This window comes from Shewanella sp. Koi 1, assembly GCF_052907445.1.
This window is the reverse complement of sequence record NZ_JBREJM010000001.1, coordinates 393,647-410,526: the sequence shown is the minus strand read 5'-3', so window position 1 is coordinate 410,526 and position 16,880 is coordinate 393,647. Positions and strand designations below refer to the sequence as shown.

The 16,880-nt window shown below is 50.7% G+C and carries 10 protein-coding genes and 1 pseudogene; 8 read left to right on the top strand and 3 right to left on the bottom strand.

What is annotated here, in order from left to right:
• Positions 1 to 82 precede the first annotated feature (82 nt).
• Both ACUZ8J_RS01955 and ACUZ8J_RS01950 read left to right on the top strand, forming a co-directional pair.
• Positions 83 to 985, top strand: a complete 903-nt coding sequence (locus ACUZ8J_RS01955; protein WP_374919807.1) for an acyltransferase — start codon at positions 83 to 85, stop codon at positions 983 to 985.
• Positions 986 to 992: 7 nt separating this feature from the next.
• Positions 993 to 1,934: an acyltransferase gene (locus ACUZ8J_RS01950; RefSeq protein ID WP_089066753.1), complete on the top strand. Its 942-nt coding sequence runs from the start codon at positions 993 to 995 to the stop codon at positions 1,932 to 1,934.
• 33 nt (positions 1,935 to 1,967) lie between these two features.
• Here the strand turns inward: ACUZ8J_RS01950 and ACUZ8J_RS01945 are convergent, their stop codons facing one another.
• Complete coding sequence (locus ACUZ8J_RS01945) at positions 1,968 to 2,441, bottom strand: DUF523 domain-containing protein (protein WP_446692908.1); 474 nt, start codon at positions 2,439 to 2,441, stop codon at positions 1,968 to 1,970.
• Between the two features lie 349 nt (positions 2,442 to 2,790).
• Here ACUZ8J_RS01945 and ACUZ8J_RS01940 point away from each other — a divergent pair, with 349 nt between their 5' ends.
• The 6 genes and pseudogenes from ACUZ8J_RS01940 (at position 2,791) to ACUZ8J_RS01915 (ending at position 14,703) form a co-directional block, all read left to right on the top strand.
• Positions 2,791 to 3,579, top strand: coding sequence for a GntR family transcriptional regulator (locus ACUZ8J_RS01940; protein WP_109287226.1), 789 nt, complete (start codon positions 2,791 to 2,793; stop codon positions 3,577 to 3,579).
• A gap of 66 nt (positions 3,580 to 3,645) precedes the next feature.
• Positions 3,646 to 4,524, top strand: coding sequence for a methylisocitrate lyase (gene prpB, locus ACUZ8J_RS01935; protein ID WP_011624869.1), 879 nt, complete (start codon positions 3,646 to 3,648; stop codon positions 4,522 to 4,524).
• A gap of 233 nt (positions 4,525 to 4,757) precedes the next feature.
• A complete protein-coding gene (gene prpC / locus ACUZ8J_RS01930; RefSeq protein WP_011624355.1) occupies positions 4,758 to 5,885 on the top strand; it encodes a bifunctional 2-methylcitrate synthase/citrate synthase in 1,128 nt (375 codons plus the stop codon).
• A 138-nt stretch (positions 5,886 to 6,023) separates the two neighbouring features.
• Positions 6,024 to 8,626, top strand: a pseudogene (gene acnD, locus ACUZ8J_RS01925) (Fe/S-dependent 2-methylisocitrate dehydratase AcnD).
• An 86-nt stretch (positions 8,627 to 8,712) separates the two neighbouring features.
• A complete protein-coding gene (gene prpF, locus ACUZ8J_RS01920; RefSeq protein WP_446692907.1) occupies positions 8,713 to 9,906 on the top strand; it encodes a 2-methylaconitate cis-trans isomerase PrpF in 1,194 nt (397 codons plus the stop codon).
• A 279-nt stretch (positions 9,907 to 10,185) separates the two neighbouring features.
• Positions 10,186 to 14,703 carry an EAL domain-containing protein gene (locus ACUZ8J_RS01915; protein ID WP_446692906.1) on the top strand — a complete coding sequence of 1,506 codons (4,518 nt, stop codon included), beginning with the start codon at positions 10,186 to 10,188 and terminating at the stop codon, positions 14,701 to 14,703.
• Between the two features lie 58 nt (positions 14,704 to 14,761).
• Here the strand turns inward: ACUZ8J_RS01915 and ACUZ8J_RS01910 are convergent, their stop codons facing one another.
• Both ACUZ8J_RS01910 and ACUZ8J_RS01905 read right to left on the bottom strand, forming a co-directional pair.
• Entirely contained in the window at positions 14,762 to 15,853 is a 1,092-nt protein-coding gene (locus tag ACUZ8J_RS01910) for a branched-chain amino acid aminotransferase (RefSeq protein ID WP_011624359.1), read from the bottom strand.
• A gap of 156 nt (positions 15,854 to 16,009) precedes the next feature.
• Positions 16,010 to 16,825, bottom strand: a complete 816-nt coding sequence (locus tag ACUZ8J_RS01905; RefSeq protein ID WP_446692905.1) for a DUF1223 domain-containing protein — start codon at positions 16,823 to 16,825, stop codon at positions 16,010 to 16,012.
• Positions 16,826 to 16,880: the final 55 nt, after the last annotated feature.

Genomic DNA, 16,880 nt, shown 5'->3' with positions numbered 1-16,880 from the left:
ATGCCCCGACCAGCTGCCGTAAGATTGAGCCAAACGCCGACACCGAGTAACATAGGCCTCCAATTTTTATCAGGAGGCACTAATGGGGACGCTGTTTTCACAATTAAAAGGCTGCATTGCCTTCTTAGGCTATGTCGTGAATACCTTGTTTTGGGTTATACCTATAGTGCTCGGCAGCCTGATAAAGCTTATCCCTGTGCCACCACTGAGAACGGCCATCAGCTACTTTCTCGACTTTTGCGCGAGCGCCTGGATCAGCGTCAATGGTGTGATAGAACGTGTGCTGCACCCAGTCGACGTCGAACTCACGGGTGACACCCAATTCTCGACCAAAGAATGGTATATGGTGATTGCTAACCATCAGTCTTGGGTAGATATTTTAATCCTGCAACGGGTGTTTAACCGCCGCATTCCCTTCCTGAAGTTCTTCCTCAAACAGGAACTACTTTATGTACCAGTATTAGGACTGGCGTGGTGGGCATTGGACTTTCCCTTTATGCGCCGTTATAGCACGGCACAGCTGAAGAAAAATCCGAAGCTAAAGGGCAAAGATATTGAAATTACACGTAAAGCCTGCGCGAAATTTAAGACAAAGCCCGTCAGTGTGATGAACTTTGTCGAGGGTACGCGCTTTACTAAGGCTAAACATAAAAAGCAAAACTCACAGTTCCAACATCTGTTAAAACCTAAAGCGGGTGGCATGGCCTTCGCGCTATCGGCGATGGGAGAACAGATCCACAAGTTAGTGGATGTTGCGATTTACTACCCGGGCCCAGTCCCTAGCTTTTGGGACTACCTGACAGGCAAGCTGCCAAAGGTTAAAGTACACATCAAAGTGAGTGATATCGCGCCGGACATGCGTGGCGACTACATGAATGACCGTGATTTCAAAATTGGCTTCCAAGAACAATTGAACGACATTTGGCTCGCTAAAGACCAAGTGATCAGCCAACTGGCTGGCCAAGCGGACCAAGAAGTAAGGTAAAACCTCTATGTTGAATTTCCTTCCCGGCCCAGTGCTGTTTATTCTCAGTCTGAGCCTGCTGATCATTAACACCGCCCTTTGGGGAACCTTGGTTTGCCTCGGTGGTGTAGTGAAAATGCTGATGCCAGCTCAAAGTGCGCGCAACGCCGTGACCGCACTGATGAACCGTTTTATGTGGGCATGGGCGAGCTGCAATGGTGGTATTTTATATTTGATTGCCAAAATTGAGTGGGACGTCCAAGGCCTCGAAGGATTGGATAAAAACGGCTGGTACTTGTTAATCAGTAACCACCTCAGTGGCTTTGATATTGCCGCGCAGACCTATCTGCTGCGTAACCATATTCCTATGCTGAAGTTCTTCCTCAAGAAAGAGCTGATCTATGTACCTATTATGGGCCTAGGTTGCTGGGCGCTCGACATGCCCTTTATGGACAGAACCAGCCCGGCAAAACTCAAGAAAAATCCAAAGCTCAAGGGTAAGGATTTAGCCACCACTCGCCGCGCCTGTGAGAAGTTTAAAAATATGCCCACCTCGATCATCAACTATGTTGAGGGCAGCCGTTTTACCGAAGACAAACGCCAGCGTCAGGATTCACCTTACCGCCATTTACTGCGTCCTAAGGCGGGCGGTATTGCCTTTACCCTGTCGGCCATGGGTGAGCAATTTACCAATCTGTTGGATGTGACCTTAGTGTATCCCGATGCGCCGGATGATGTGTTATTCGGCGTGATGAACGGCAAAGTGCATAAGATTGTGGTGCGAGTTCGCGCCTTACCTGTTCCCCAAGTCGATGCGACTCGCTACTTTGCCGAATCCGAGTATCGCGTCGAGTTTCAGCGTTGGTTAAACCAAATTTGGGTCGAGAAGGACGAGCAAATCGATGCGCTGTTACTGCAACATCGACAGCTGACGGACAGCGCCACCAGCACCCACACACAGCTTCACTAACGTAAAGTGAGTCGATAGCGGGTTAGGCTGAACCTAGCCCGCTGATTCCGCCTCAAGCTGTCCCAGCCTCGTTGACACTTGTGCTAATTCCGTTTCATTAAACACACTCACACCCGCCGCCTGCAGCAATTCCGCCGTCATTCCTTGCCCTGCGATTAAACGTTTACTGAAAGTGCCATCATAAATATGTTGATTGCCACAGGAAGGACTGCGCGCCTTTAAAATCGCAATCTTAATACCTTGATCCTGAGCCAGAGCAAGCGCCTTTTGCGCTCCCAACTGAAAGGCCGCAGTCACATCTTCCCCCTGCGCCGTTAGCACTGCCTCGCCGACACGCTCGGCAGCAGGCCTTGGTGTGGCTAATCCGCCCGCGCATTCGGGACAAAACGCCACTATGCGACCTTCTCGCTGCCATCGCTGCATCCACTGGTCTTGCAGCAGATTATGGCCACCGTCATAACGTACCGCCTGCCCGAGCAAACAACTGCTAATGAGGATTTTTTCCATCTTGCCCCCCTAATGCCTAAACCCCAAGAGCCTTCACCCTGTGAGTGCCGACTAATACCTCCTCAGCATTGTACTCAATAAGTCGTTATGGGGTAAAAGCAGTGCTTGATCGGAGCATCAGGCACCACTCAACACTAAGATTGTCGACAATTATCAATTGCAAAATAGAGAAGACAAAATTATCAAAATCAACCAAAAAACAAAATAACCAACAAATACAACACTTAATAAAGAAAAAAACCAGAAATATAGACTTACGTCTAAGTAAACATATTGTTGACAATAATCATTGGCGGGACTATTTTTTACCCATTGTCGACAATCCAGCAACCAACGAGTGATGCGCAGTATGTTGAAGCAAGAGACCATATTTCCAACAGATGACACCCCAAGCTCAGTGGCTCATGCCGCGACGAGCCCAACGAATAAGGTGAAATCCCTCGCCAGCGAAAAATCGTCGACCACTTTAGCCGATCAAATTTTGGTGCAAATACAAACCAGCATCATCAAGGGCGAGCTGCCTGCGGGCAGTAAGATCAACGAGCAAGCCCTCGCCGAAAAATATGGCATCAGCCGCGGCCCGACCCGTGAAGCGCTGCAAACCTTAGAAAGACAACGTCTCGTTGTCCGCGCGCCCCATGTAGGAGCCCGAGTCGCTCAACTCACAGTGAGTGAGTTAAACGATTTATATCAATTGCGTAGCGTGCTCGAAGGCATGGCCTGCGAACTCGCCGCCAGCCGTATTACCCCGGAACAGCTGGCGAAGCTGCAAGACCTGCTCGCCGTGCAAGAAACCGCGCTGGCCAATGGCGATACCTATTTCCAAGAGGAAGGCGATGTCGACTTCCATTACCAAATTATCCAAGCCAGCGGCAATAAGCATCTGCAAGAAACCTTAATTGGTGGGCTTTACCACCTGCTGCGGATGTATCGCTATCAATGCACTAATAAGAACCGCCCTGTAAAAGCCATTGCCGAACATAGACGTATCGTCGAAGCCATCGCCCAGCGTGATGGTGAACTCGCCAGTCTGTTGATGCGTCGCCATATTGAGCAAGGCCGTAAAAATACCGAATTACGCTTGATTGAATTACAAGCTAACGCCGCCGCGAAAGAAACCTTAGCCAATATTAACTAAGGCGTTGCGGCCCATAAGCATCCAATGCTGAACACTCAGTACCCTAAATAGGATAAGGACAAGACCATGACCCAAAGCGCAGGATTACGTTTTCGCCAAGCTCTTGCTAACTCAAAACCGCTGCAAATCGTCGGCACCACCAATGCCTATTTCGCCCTGATGGCGGAGCAAACGGGTTTCCAGGCCCTGTATCTGTCGGGCGCAGGCGTAGCGAACGCCTCCTACGGTTTACCGGATTTAGGCATGACCTCGATGAACGACGTGCTGATCGATGCAGGCCGTATCACTTCTGCAACCCAACTGCCACTGCTGGTCGATATCGACACAGGTTGGGGCGGCGCTTTCAACATCGCCCGCACCATTAAAGAATTTGAAAAAGCAGGTGTTGCCGCGGTGCACATGGAAGACCAAGTGTCACAAAAGCGTTGTGGCCACAGACCCAACAAAGCGGTCGTCAGCACAGAGGAAATGGTTGACCGTATCAAGGCCGCCGTCGATGCCCGTACCGATCCTAACTTTGTGATCATGGCGCGCACCGATGCGGTTGCCGTTGAAGGTTTAGAAGCGGGTATCGAACGTGCAAAAGCCTATATCGCCGCGGGTGCCGATATGATTTTCGCCGAAGCCTTAACTGAGCTGGACCAATACCGTCACTTCAAGGCGCAGGTTAACGCACCAATTCTGGCGAACATGACCGAATTTGGCCAAACCCAATTGTTCAACAAAGAAGAACTCGCCGAAGCGGGCGCCGACATGGTGCTTTACCCACTCGGCACTTTCCGCGCCGCTAACCAAGCCGCACTGAAAGTGATGCAAGCGCTGATGAATGATGGTCATCAACGCAATGTCTTAGACACTATGCAGACCCGTGCGGATCTGTATAAATACTTGGGCTACCACGCCTTTGAAGACAAGTTAGATCAATTGTTTAGCCAAGATAAGTAAAAGATAAGTACAGACCATGGACGTCAGTAGAAGCTTAGACTTCGCGTTGTTACTGATACCCAGATGCGCGAGCCGTGACCTCAAATAACGACTCACGCATCACCGACACGCTGCAACCCTACATAAGGTCGAAACGAGTATTTCGCCAACATTATGCAGCTTTAACCAAAAAGGTAGACGGCCAATTTTGAGCCTGTCTGCAATAACCATAGCGTTAACGGAAGGGAAGGATTATGTCAGACGCAAAAAAATTAAGTGGTGCAGGATTACGTGGCCAGAGCGCGGGTGAGACCGCATTAAGTACCGTAGGTGTATCGGGCAGCGGCCTGACCTACCGTGGTTACGATGTGAAGGACTTGGCCGAAAACGCCACCTTTGAAGAAGTCGCCCACCTCATCCTCTACGGTGAGCTGCCAACCACAGCACAACTCGAAGCTTACAAGACCAAACTTAAGGGTATGCGCGGCCTGCCACAGGCATTAAAAGAAGTATTAGAGCGTATTCCTGCCGACGCCCATCCAATGGATGTCATGCGTACCGGTTGCTCTATGCTGGGTAACCTCGAAGCCGAGCACAGCTTTAGCGAGCAAAGCCAAATTGCCGACCGTTTACTGGCGGCCTTCCCATCGATCATCTGCTACTGGTATCGCTTTAGCCACGATGGTGTACGCATCGAAACCGAAACCAATGATGAGCAAATCGGTGCTCACTTCCTGCACCTGCTGCACGGCAAAGCCCCATCAGCGCTGCACGCTAAGGTAATGGACGTATCGTTAATTCTGTATGCGGAGCATGAGTTTAACGCTTCAACCTTTACCGCCCGTGTGTGTGCATCGACTCTGTCAGACATGCATTCCTGCGTCACTGGTGCTATCGGCTCACTGCGTGGTCCACTGCACGGCGGCGCTAACGAAGCGGCGATGGAACTGATCCAAGACATGAAAGACGAAGCCGATGCCCGCGATGTGCTCATGGGTAAACTCGAGCGTAAAGAGAAGATCATGGGCTTTGGTCACGCCATTTACCGTGAGTCAGACCCACGTAACGCCATCATCAAAGAATGGTCTGAAAAGCTGGCCGCCGATTACGGCGATGATCGCCTCTACCGTGTGTCGGTCGCCTGTGAAGCCCTGATGTGGGAACAGAAGAAACTCTTCTGTAACGCCGACTTCTTCCACGCCAGTGCTTACCACTTCATGGGCATTCCAACCAAGCTGTTTACCCCGATCTTCGTTTGTTCACGGGTAACTGGCTGGACGGCGCACGTGATGGAACAGCGTTCAAACAACCGCATTATTCGTCCAAGTGCCGACTATGTGGGTGTAGCGCTACGTAAAGTCGTGCCGATTGCAGAGCGTTAATAACACAACAGGAACTGGCACTAAGCGTCAGTTCCGCATGAGCTCTTTAGGTCTAATGCCTTAATAAAAGAGCCGAATTTACCCTATGTGGCTGCGATAGCGGCCACCGAAGTACAAATAGGTACGGACATTACCACTATGACCACAGCTATGAATCGCCTCTATCGCAAGCCCTTACCAGGCACAGCACTCGACTATTTCGATACCCGTGAAGCCGTTGAAGCCATCAGCCCCGGCGCCTACGCTAAACTGCCCTACACCTCACGTGTGTTAGCAGAAAACTTAGTGCGTCGCTGCGAGCCTGAAGCACTCACTGACTCACTAAAACAAATTATTGAATCAAAACAGGAACTGGATTTTCCATGGTTCCCTGCGCGTGTAGTGTGCCACGATATTTTAGGGCAAACCGCGCTGGTAGACTTAGCGGGGCTGCGTGATGCGATTGCCGCTAAGGGTGGCGATCCGGCGCAGGTTAACCCTGTGGTTCCGACCCAGCTGATTGTCGACCATTCCCTGGCGGTGGAATATGGTGGTTTCGATAAGGATGCCTTTGCGAAAAACCGCGCCATCGAAGATAGACGCAACGAAGACAGATTCCACTTTATCAACTGGACTCAAAAAGCGTTTAAAAACATCGATGTGATCCCACAGGGCAACGGCATCATGCACCAGATCAACCTGGAGCGTATGTCACCCGTGGTCCATGCCCGTGATGGCGTGGCCTTCCCCGATACCTTAGTGGGCACCGACAGCCATACGCCACACGTAGATGCACTGGGTGTTATTGCCATCGGCGTGGGCGGTCTTGAAGCCGAAAGCGTGATGTTAGGTCGCGCCTCTTATATGCGTCTGCCCGACATTATCGGCGTTGAGCTCACAGGCAAGCCTCAACCAGGCATTACCGCCACCGATATCGTATTAGCCTTGACCGAATTCCTGCGTAAGGAAAAAGTAGTTTCTTCTTACCTTGAGTTCTTCGGCGAAGGCGCAGAGGCTTTAACACTTGGCGATCGCGCGACTATCTCTAACATGACGCCAGAATTTGGCGCCACCGCCGCCATGTTCTATATCGACCAACAGACGCTAGACTACTTAACCCTCACGGGTCGTAGCGACGAGCAAGTGAAGCTGGTTGAAACCTATGCCAAGACCACAGGTTTGTGGAGCGATGATCTCAAGCAGGCCGAGTACCCACGTACCCTGCATTTTGACCTGTCATCGGTAGTGCGCACCATTGCTGGCCCATCGAATCCCCATGCTCGCGTTCCGACTTCAGAACTGGCCGCGCGCGGCATCAGCGGCGTAGTTGAAAACGAGCCAGGCCTGATGCCAGATGGCGCAGTGATTATTGCGGCCATCACTAGCTGCACCAACACCAGTAATCCACGCAACGTGATTGCCGCGGGCCTGCTGGCACGTAACGCCAATGCCAAAGGCTTAAGCCGTAAACCTTGGGTGAAAACCTCACTCGCCCCCGGCTCTAAGGCGGTACAACTGTATTTAGAAGAAGCCAACTTGCTGCCAGAGCTGGAGTCATTAGGCTTCGGTATCGTCGGTTTTGCCTGCACCACCTGTAACGGTATGAGCGGCGCACTCGACCCGGTTATTCAGCAGGAAGTGATCGACCGCGATCTTTACGCCACCGCCGTATTATCCGGTAACCGTAACTTCGACGGCCGTATTCACCCTTACGCTAAGCAAGCTTTCCTCGCATCACCGCCATTAGTCGTCGCCTATGCAATCGCAGGTACCATCCGCTTCGATATCGAGAAGGATGTACTCGGCCACGATAAAGACGGTAATCCAGTTCGCCTTATCGATATTTGGCCAACGGATGCCGAAATCGATGCCGTGATTGCAGCAAGCGTGAAGCCAGAGCAGTTCCGCAAAGTTTACGAGCCGATGTTCGACCTGAGCGTCGACTATGGCGATAAGGTCAGCCCACTGTACAACTGGCGTCCACAATCGACCTATATCCGCCGTCCTCCTTACTGGGAAGGCGCATTAGCGGGTGAGCGCACCCTCAAGGGCATGCGCCCATTGGCCGTGCTGGGTGACAACATCACCACAGACCATTTATCACCCTCGAACGCGATTATGATGGACAGCGCGGCGGGCGAATATCTGCACAAGATGGGCCTACCAGAGGAAGACTTTAACTCCTACGCGACCCACAGGGGCGACCATTTAACCGCCCAGCGTGCCACCTTCGCCAACCCCAAACTCAAAAACGAGATGGCGGTTGTCGATGGCAAAGTTAAGCAAGGCTCACTGGCACGTATCGAGCCAGAAGGCCAAGTGACCCGCATGTGGGAAGCCATTGAAACCTATATGGATCGCAAACAACCGCTGATCATTATCGCTGGCGCCGACTATGGTCAGGGTTCATCCCGAGACTGGGCTGCAAAAGGCGTGCGCTTAGCGGGTGTTGAGGCCATTGTCGCCGAAGGCTTCGAGCGTATTCACCGCACTAACTTAGTCGGCATGGGCGTGTTACCGCTGGAGTTTAAGGCAGGCGAGAATCGCGCTACCTATGGCATAGATGGTACCGAAGTGTTTGACGTTTATGGTGAAATCGCGCCAAGAGCGGATCTCACGGTCGTGATTAGCCGTAAAAACGGCGAGCGCGTCGAAGTGCCAGTAACTTGCCGTTAGATACCGCAGAAGAAGTGTCTATCTACTCGGCAGGCGGCGTGTTACAGCGTTTTGCGCAGGACTTTTTAGAGTCGAATCTGAAGTAAGACTCGCGCTAAAAGGCGGCAATGCCGACAAGCTTGCCGCCTATATCAACGCTAACCTTTTCGCTATTCCCCTTGGAGTTAATAGCATGAGCAAGAATCCGTTTCCGCCCCAAATTAAAGTTGCCGCCACCTATATGCGCGGAGGTACCAGTAAAGGGGTGTTTTTCCGTTTACAGGACTTACCCGAAGCAGCCCAAGTTCCCGGCCCAGCTCGAGATGCCCTGCTCCTTCGCGTGATTGGCAGTCCCGACCCCTATGGTAAGCAAATTGATGGCATGGGCGGCGCCACCTCAAGCACCAGCAAAACCGTGATCCTGTCTAAAAGCAGCCAAGCCGACCACGATGTCGACTATCTGTTTGGCCAAGTGTCTATCGACAAACCCTTTGTCGATTGGAGCGGTAACTGCGGCAACTTAACCGCCGCCGTGGGCGCTTTTGCTATCAGCAATGGACTTATTGACGCTGCGCGCATCCCGCAAAACGGCGTCTGCACAGTGCGTATTTGGCAGGCCAATATTGGCAAAACCATTATTGCTCATGTCCCTATCACAAATGGTGAAGTACAGGAGACGGGGGATTTTGAGCTGGATGGCGTGACCTTCCCCGCCGCCGAAGTGCAAATCGAATTTATGAACCCCGCCGCTGACGAAGACGGCGATGGTGGCAGCATGTTCCCTACGGGTAACTTGGTGGATGTGCTCGAAGTGCCTGGTGTTGGCAGCTTTAATGCGACCATGATTAACGCCGGAATTCCGACCATCTTTATCAATGCCGAAGACTTAGGTTACACGGGCAGTGAGCTGCAGGACGATATCAACAGCGATAATACCGCTCTAGCCAAGTTTGAAACCATTCGTGCCCATGGCGCGGTGCGCATGGGGCTTATCAAGCATATTGATGAAGCAGCTTCGCGCCAACATACGCCAAAAGTTGCCTTTGTTGCTAAGCCGAAAAACTATGTGTCATCCAGTGGAAAAGCCGTAGCGGCAGAGGAGATCGATCTGCTGGTACGCGCCCTATCCATGGGCAAATTACACCATGCGATGATGGGCACAGCCGCCGTGGCGATTGGCACAGCGGCGGCGATTCCCGGCACTTTAGTCAATCTCGCGGCAGGCGGTGGTGAGAAGGAAGCGGTACGTTTTGGCCACCCTTCAGGCACCCTTCGCGTCGGCGCTCAGGCCATGCAAACAAACGGCGAATGGACTGTCGTCAAAGCCATTATGAGCCGTAGCGCCCGTGTGCTGATGGAAGGCTTTGTTCGCGTACCGGCGGCTTAAGCCAAGAAAAGCGTTCAACCAAAGACCTTGCTTCTCCCCCTTCCGGCAAGGTCTTTTTTTATTTCGGCATTAGGCAAATCCCAATATGTTGGCATTCGGTAAAAACTGCTAAACTCCCCCTCGATAGCAAGATAATCACAAGCCACATTTTGCGTCCTGTAAATCCGTGAATATACTGATTATTAATTTGATATTTAGCTGAGCTCGCGTCTTTGTTGCACTATACGCGGCATCCCCAAGGTAAGTGCACTATACCGCCCAGTTTTGGGTTAATGGGTTTTGATAGGGGTAACTTTGAGCCATCCAATCCTTAAACTTTTCTTCGCCGCGCTCTGTCTTCTTGGCTTATCTGGAGCGCCGCTTACAGGCTTGGCATTACCCTTAAATGCGGCTAACACACAGCTGAAATTTGAACATATCCGCAGCGAAGAAGGCTTAAATCAAAATACCATTACCAGCCTGTTTATGGACAGCGCAGGCATGCTCTGGATTGGTACTCAGGATGGATTACACAGCTACAACGGTTACAACTTCAATCTCTTTATCCACTCGCCGAACGATCCTAAGAGCATTTCCGAAAGCTATGTATCAGACATTATTCAAGATGCACATGGCTATATTTGGGTTGGCACTTTTAGCCAAGGGATCAACCGTTTAGATTTAAAAACCGGCACCTTTGAACGCTTCGGTGTCGAGCAAGGCCTGACCGACCCTAGAGTCACTAAACTCAACATTGTCGGCAATACGCTGTGGATTGGTACACAGGGCGGACTATTTTCGCTCTCCACCCGTACCAACAGAATTACCCAAGTGTCACTGGGGACAAGTATCGAACCCCAAATTACCAGCTTAGCCAATGTGGATAACACCTATTTGCTGGCGGGCACTAAGGCCAGTGGCACCTTTGCCGTGACGGCCAATACCATCAGCCGACTCAATGTACCTCAGGATGTGGTGGCCTATCAGATCAAGGCGAATTCGACCCGCGCCATTACCTTGGCCCTTGGCAATCAGCTCTGGCACTATGATCTGGTATCACAGCAGGGACAAGTACTCTGGCAAACAGAGCATAATGTCCCTTACATCAAAGACTTTATCCAAACACCCCAAGGGCAGTTTTGGGTCGTGGGGCCTGAGGCGGGTTTGATCCAGCTAGATCGTGAAGGTGAACATTTTGTCGCGGCCTACCATAAGTACGATACCAAGCGCCCCACGAGCATCAGCGAAAACAATATGCTTTGTCTGTTAGAGGACTCGTTTGGCAACCTATGGATTGGCGCGAGTTATTCGGGGCTGAATAAGATCAATACCCGTCGGCAGTATTTTCAGCATTTATCTGAATACTCAACAGAATTTCCCCTACAAAGTAATAATATTCGCTCCATTTACCGTAGCCAAGATAACGCTCTATGGATAGGGACCGAAGGCGCAGGACTCAAGCGGCTCGCCTTCAATCACACTCAGTACGAGCATTACACTTCCTTTTTTGCCAACGCCTTAGGCCTTAAGGCGCAAAATTTAAACCTGACCGTGCGCTCCATTGTTCAAGACCAGCAAGGCACGCTCTGGTTTGCCAGTAACTATGGGCTGGGCCGCCTAAGTTCTAGCGGTGACTTTAGTCTATTAAAGGTTTCCGATAATCGAGATACCTCCACAGAAGCTAACCATATCCGTAGTTTAGCGCTAGATGACCACAACAGGCTGTGGGTTGCGACTACCCATGCCCTGTATCGAAAAGCCTCAGAGAATGATGAGTTTACGCCCGTCTCCATCACCAATATTGATAACTTTCACCCCGAGCAAAATATTCTGCTCACCCTGAGAGTGGATAACACTACACTGTGGATTGGCTCACTCAATGGTTTAGTTAAACTGGATATGCAAACGGGGAAAGGGGAAGCGTTTTACCACGACCCCCATGACAAAAATAGCATTATCAACAATCGAATTAGAGACATTTTAGTCGCCAGTAATGGCGACATCTGGTTTGCGACCCATGGCGGTATGAGCCGCTTATCGGCACAAGCCGACACTCCGATATTTAAGGATTATACCCGTGAGCAAGGTCTGCCCAGCGACACCATTTACGCCCTGCTGGAGGATGCCGATCATCATATTTGGTTTAGTAGTAATGCGGGCATCGGCAAGTTAAATCCCATCAGTGGCAAAGTCATCAATTTTAACGAGCAAGAAGGCCTGCAGGCGCTGGAATTTAACGGTGGCGTGAAACTCAAAGATCAAGATGGCGACCTCTGGTTTGGCGGCATTAACGGGATCAATCGCTTTAATCCTAAAGCATTGCCCGACAAACGGGGCGAAGCCCGAGTCGCACTCACCGCCTATAAGATTGCTGGTGAAAAACACACCATCCTCGATCTTAGCCACCCGCCGCAAATCGTGATGAACTACGCTGACCAATTGGTCAGCTTTGAGGTCACATCGATGGATTTTAGCTACACGGGCAAAAACCGTTTTAGCTACTACCTCGAGGGTTTCGATAACCAATGGCACGATTTACCCACGGGGAATGAAATCACTTTTACCAATATCGAACCAGGCTATTATGTGCTGCATGTACGGCATTCCTTGGAGTACAACAACGAAGGTAATTATGCGTTGTTGGTCGATTTAAGTGTAAACGCCCCCTTCTACCGCACTCAATTTGCCTATGTGCTTTATGGGTTACTGGCATTAGCCTTATTGGTCATTATCTATCGGTGGCGTAAGCAAAAACGCCAGCAGCAACAAGAGTTTGAAACCAGCATCCGCGCCTCCGAAGAGCGGCTAAAATTGGCACTCTGGGCTTCGGGCGATGGCATGTGGGATTGGAATATCCAAGAGCAGCAGGTCTATCGAACCCATACGGATATTCCGGTTTCCCAGTGGAGTAGCCACACACTGTTGCACGACAATGCCCACCCTGAGGATAGGGAGCGGTTTAAACAAGTGTTGACCGACCATCTACAGGGGCGCACACCATTTTTTGAAATGGAATATCGCATCGAGCATTCACCGGGTAACTGGCTGTGGATCCTTGAGCGCGGCAAAGTAGTCGAAACCAATGAGCTGGCCAGACCCGTTCGTATGACGGGCACCACCCGTAATATCACTTCGCGTAAGTTGATCGAAAACGAGCTAGTCCTCTCTTCTCAAGTGCTTAACAGCATGAACGAAGCCGTTGTAGTGGCAGGTTTGGACTATCGTATCCGCTCGGTAAACCCCGCCTTTAGCGCTATTACCGGATATTCGGAGCGGCAAATCAGCGATAAATATTTAATTCACTTAGCCTACAGCCGACAACAGCGAGATCTCTTCAATGGCATTGAGCAGCAACTGCTGCGCCATAAACATTGGGCGGGTGAAATTTGGATCCGCAACAAGGCACGCAAGGCGATTCTAGTATGGCTTGAGATCAACCAAGTTATCGATGTGAAAGGGGAAACCAGCCACTTTGTGGCGGTGTTTACCGATATTACAGAACGTAAAAAGGCCGAAGAGGATCTCCGCTTCCTCGCCAGCTTCGATACTCTGACAGGGCTGCCGAATCGCACCTTGTTCCAGGACAGGCTCAACCACGCCATATCTCAAGCCCATAGATCGAATAATATCGTCGCCCTGCTGTTTTTAGACCTCGACCGCTTTAAGCATATCAATGACTCAATGGGGCACCATATTGGCGATCTGCTGCTCAAAGCCGTAGCCCACAGGCTGCAAAGTGCTGTTCGCGAAGGGGATACGGTGGCCCGTTTAGGCGGCGATGAATTTACCATTATTTTGGAAGGTGTGGCGAAAACCAAGGCGGCGACGCTGATCTCAGAGAAAGTGCTCAAAGCCTTTCAGGCGCCCTTCTTACTCGATGATAAGTCCCTGACTATCTCAACCTCGATTGGTATCAGCCTGTATCCCAACGATGCGGAAGATGTGGATTCGCTGATCAAGTTTGCCGACACCGCCATGTACCACGCCAAGGCGCTAGGTCGGAATAACTTTCAATTTTATACCAATAAACTCAATGAGATGGCAACGCGCCATGTGCAACTTGAGGCAGGGCTTAAACAGGCCATCTCACGCAATGAATTAAGCTTGGTTTATCAGCCCAAGTTTTGTTTACGCAATGGCTCACTCACAGGGCTTGAGGCATTGCTGCGCTGGCAACATTGCGAACTAGGCCCAATCTCGCCCGCCGAGTTTATTCCGCTGGCGGAGGAAACCGGCATCATTAACCAAATTGGCCATTGGGTGATCAACCACGCTTGCCAGCAACTCGCTGAGTGGAATGAGCTAGGTTTTGGCGATATCAGCATGGCGGTGAACCTTTCGGCCAGGCAGTTGAAGGCCGATATTATTTCGACCATCGAAGTGGCTCTCGCTGTATCCGGCCTACCCGCCAAGGCGCTCGAGCTGGAATTAACCGAGTCGATGATCATGGGTAATCCGCAGGAGTCGGTTAATATCCTATCTAAACTCAAGGCACTAGGCTTAACCATCGCGGTGGATGATTTCGGTACTGGCTACTCGAGCTTGAGTTATCTTAAACGTTTCCCTATCGACACCTTAAAAATCGACCGTGAGTTTGTGCGCGACATTACCAACGACCCCGACGATGCGGCCATTACAAGCGCGATTATCGCCCTCGCCCACAGCCTAGAGTTAAATGTGGTGGCGGAAGGGGTCGAAACCCAAGAGCAGCTGAACTTCTTGGCGCTACAAGGCTGCGATCAAGTACAGGGCTTCCTGTTGAGTAAACCACTCAGCGCCCAAGATTGCTTAGCGCTGTTGCAACAACGGATAAAATAAAACCAGATAAAAAAACAGGCTCCCTAAAGGAGCCTTATTTCATTGAATCATTTCACGATTAAGGTGCGACACGCTCAACACGTTTCACCCAGCCATCCGGGCCTTGGATATGCCCTTTCTGGATATCGGTATACAGCTTGTAGATGCGCTGAATATGCTCACCCACTTCACCGTTGCCTACGGTCACCACTCGGCCATCTTCAAAAATATAGGAACCGACAGCTGATACCACGGCAGCCGTACCAAAACCACCCGCTTCGATAATCTCACCAGATTCGATATCGGCGATAAACTTATCCAGCATGACAGTCTCTTGGCGCACTTCGCATCCGAGTAACTCACCCAGCTCCATAATGGATTGCGAGGTAATGGATTTTAAGATGGTATCGGTGAAGGTTGGGATGATCACTGTGCCATCTTTCAGAATGTGGAAGTGGTTCATGGCGCCCGCTTCTTCAATCTGTTGGTTGTTCGCATCTAAATACAGCACCTGTGATGCACCAAACTGCGCGGCAGCTTTACCGGCACGCAATGAGGCAGCATAGTTACCCGCCGCTTTAGAGGCGCCAGTACCACCCGATACGGCGCGATGGTAAGTCTTGCTGATCAGCAGACGAATGCCTTTATTCACACCCGCCGCGTAGTAAGCACCACTTGGGCTTAACACCACGCAGAATGTGTAGCGCGTACTTGGACTCACAGACAGACGGTCTTCGGTCGCAAAAATAAAGGGGCGAATGTATAAACAGGCACCTTCTTGCATCGGGAACCAGAGACGGTCTACGTCGATCAAGGCGTTGATCGCATCGATTTGCATCTGCTCATCGATATTAGGAATACAGACAATATCCGCAGAACGATTCATACGCTCGGCGTTTTTGTTGATACGGAAAGTGTAAATTTCGCCATCTTCATGCATAAAGGCCTTGGCGCCTTCGAAGATTGACTGACCATAATGCAGGGCCATCGCACCCGGCGCCATTTCAAACGGACCGTAGGGCACAATACGTGGATCGCGCCATTCACCATCGCGATAATCCATTAAAAACATATGATCGGTTCTGAGGCTACCGAAGCCCACATTTCCTTCGGGCTTGAATTGCTCAGTACGGCGTTCGGACGCAGGTTTTAAATCGTATTTTATTTCCATCGCATACCACCTTGATTACTGAACAAGCAGACTAGGTAGCGGCAGGAATAAAGTCAATAGGTGAGATTCATCTAAAAGTCTTAGCCGATAAAATAAGCGGTTAAAAAGATGTCTTAACAACTTGCCGTTAGGGCAAATCGCTTCATTTGACTCCCCTTATTGACTTTGGATTTCGTCATGCGGCGCCTCAAGCCAGCCGCCCACGGCTTGTATGGGCTCTTCATTTAGCGTTAACCAGGCCACCCACGCCAAACGGGGCGCGTTAAACGCTGATGCGGGAATGGCATCTAAGGATTGGGTAAACTGCAGTGCTGGGTCTGTGGCGCCCTCATGCACACGACTCGCGTGCAAAGATTGCAAACTCAGCACTACAAAATCATGGGTTAATTGCCTATGGCGATTCTCGCCGCGTTTTATCTCAGTCGTAAAACCCGAGCCGACCAAGGCCAAATGCAAACGCGCTCGATGCAAGTCTTTATCCTGCACCCAAGTGGACTGCGGCACAAAACTCGCCTCAAGCTGCTGGTTAGCGATGCGCACCTTAAGCACACCCACCTCAGGTTGAGGCAGAGCAAAGTTCCCATTTAACTCACCCGAGAACCAACCACGCCACTCCTTAGCATTAATCACAAACTGCGGCGTATACACTTGCCGCGTATGCTTTTGATTTAAATGTTGATATTGGCGCTCACTGAAAGCCCTTTGGCCAAAAATATCCTTCCATCCTAGGTAATCCCAATACGTCACATGAAAGGCTAACGGAAAATATTTCTGCCATAGGTCGGTCTTATTAAACTGCTCAGATAACCAAGCCTCGGCGGGTGGACAACTACTGCAGCCCTGTGACGTATAAAGTTCGATAATATAGGGGCGAGTCACGGCACTCTGCGCTTGAAAAGGGGTCAATGTCTGAGCCAATACGGGTTGCCAAAACTGCAACCACAAAAGACCAACGAGTAAGATGCACTTCATATTCAATTCTCCTATCGCTGAGTATGAGACCTTGAATCACATCCAAATCATTCAC

What these genes read in the sequence shown, in the direction of transcription:
- ACUZ8J_RS01955 (WP_374919807.1), top strand. Translation starts at nt 83, where the DNA reads ATGGGGACGCTGTTTTCACAATTAAAAGGCTGCATTGCCTTCTTAGGC.
- ACUZ8J_RS01950 (WP_089066753.1), top strand. Translation starts at nt 993, where the DNA reads ATGTTGAATTTCCTTCCCGGCCCAGTGCTGTTTATTCTCAGTCTGAGC.
- ACUZ8J_RS01945 (WP_446692908.1), bottom strand. Translation starts at nt 2,441, where the DNA reads ATGGAAAAAATCCTCATTAGCAGTTGTTTGCTCGGGCAGGCGGTACGT.
- ACUZ8J_RS01940 (WP_109287226.1), top strand. Translation starts at nt 2,791, where the DNA reads ATGTTGAAGCAAGAGACCATATTTCCAACAGATGACACCCCAAGCTCA.
- prpB (WP_011624869.1), top strand. Translation starts at nt 3,646, where the DNA reads ATGACCCAAAGCGCAGGATTACGTTTTCGCCAAGCTCTTGCTAACTCA.
- prpC (WP_011624355.1), top strand. Translation starts at nt 4,758, where the DNA reads ATGTCAGACGCAAAAAAATTAAGTGGTGCAGGATTACGTGGCCAGAGC.
- prpF (WP_446692907.1), top strand. Translation starts at nt 8,713, where the DNA reads ATGAGCAAGAATCCGTTTCCGCCCCAAATTAAAGTTGCCGCCACCTAT.
- ACUZ8J_RS01910 (WP_011624359.1), bottom strand. Translation starts at nt 15,853, where the DNA reads ATGGAAATAAAATACGATTTAAAACCTGCGTCCGAACGCCGTACTGAG.
- ACUZ8J_RS01905 (WP_446692905.1), bottom strand. Translation starts at nt 16,825, where the DNA reads ATGAAGTGCATCTTACTCGTTGGTCTTTTGTGGTTGCAGTTTTGGCAA.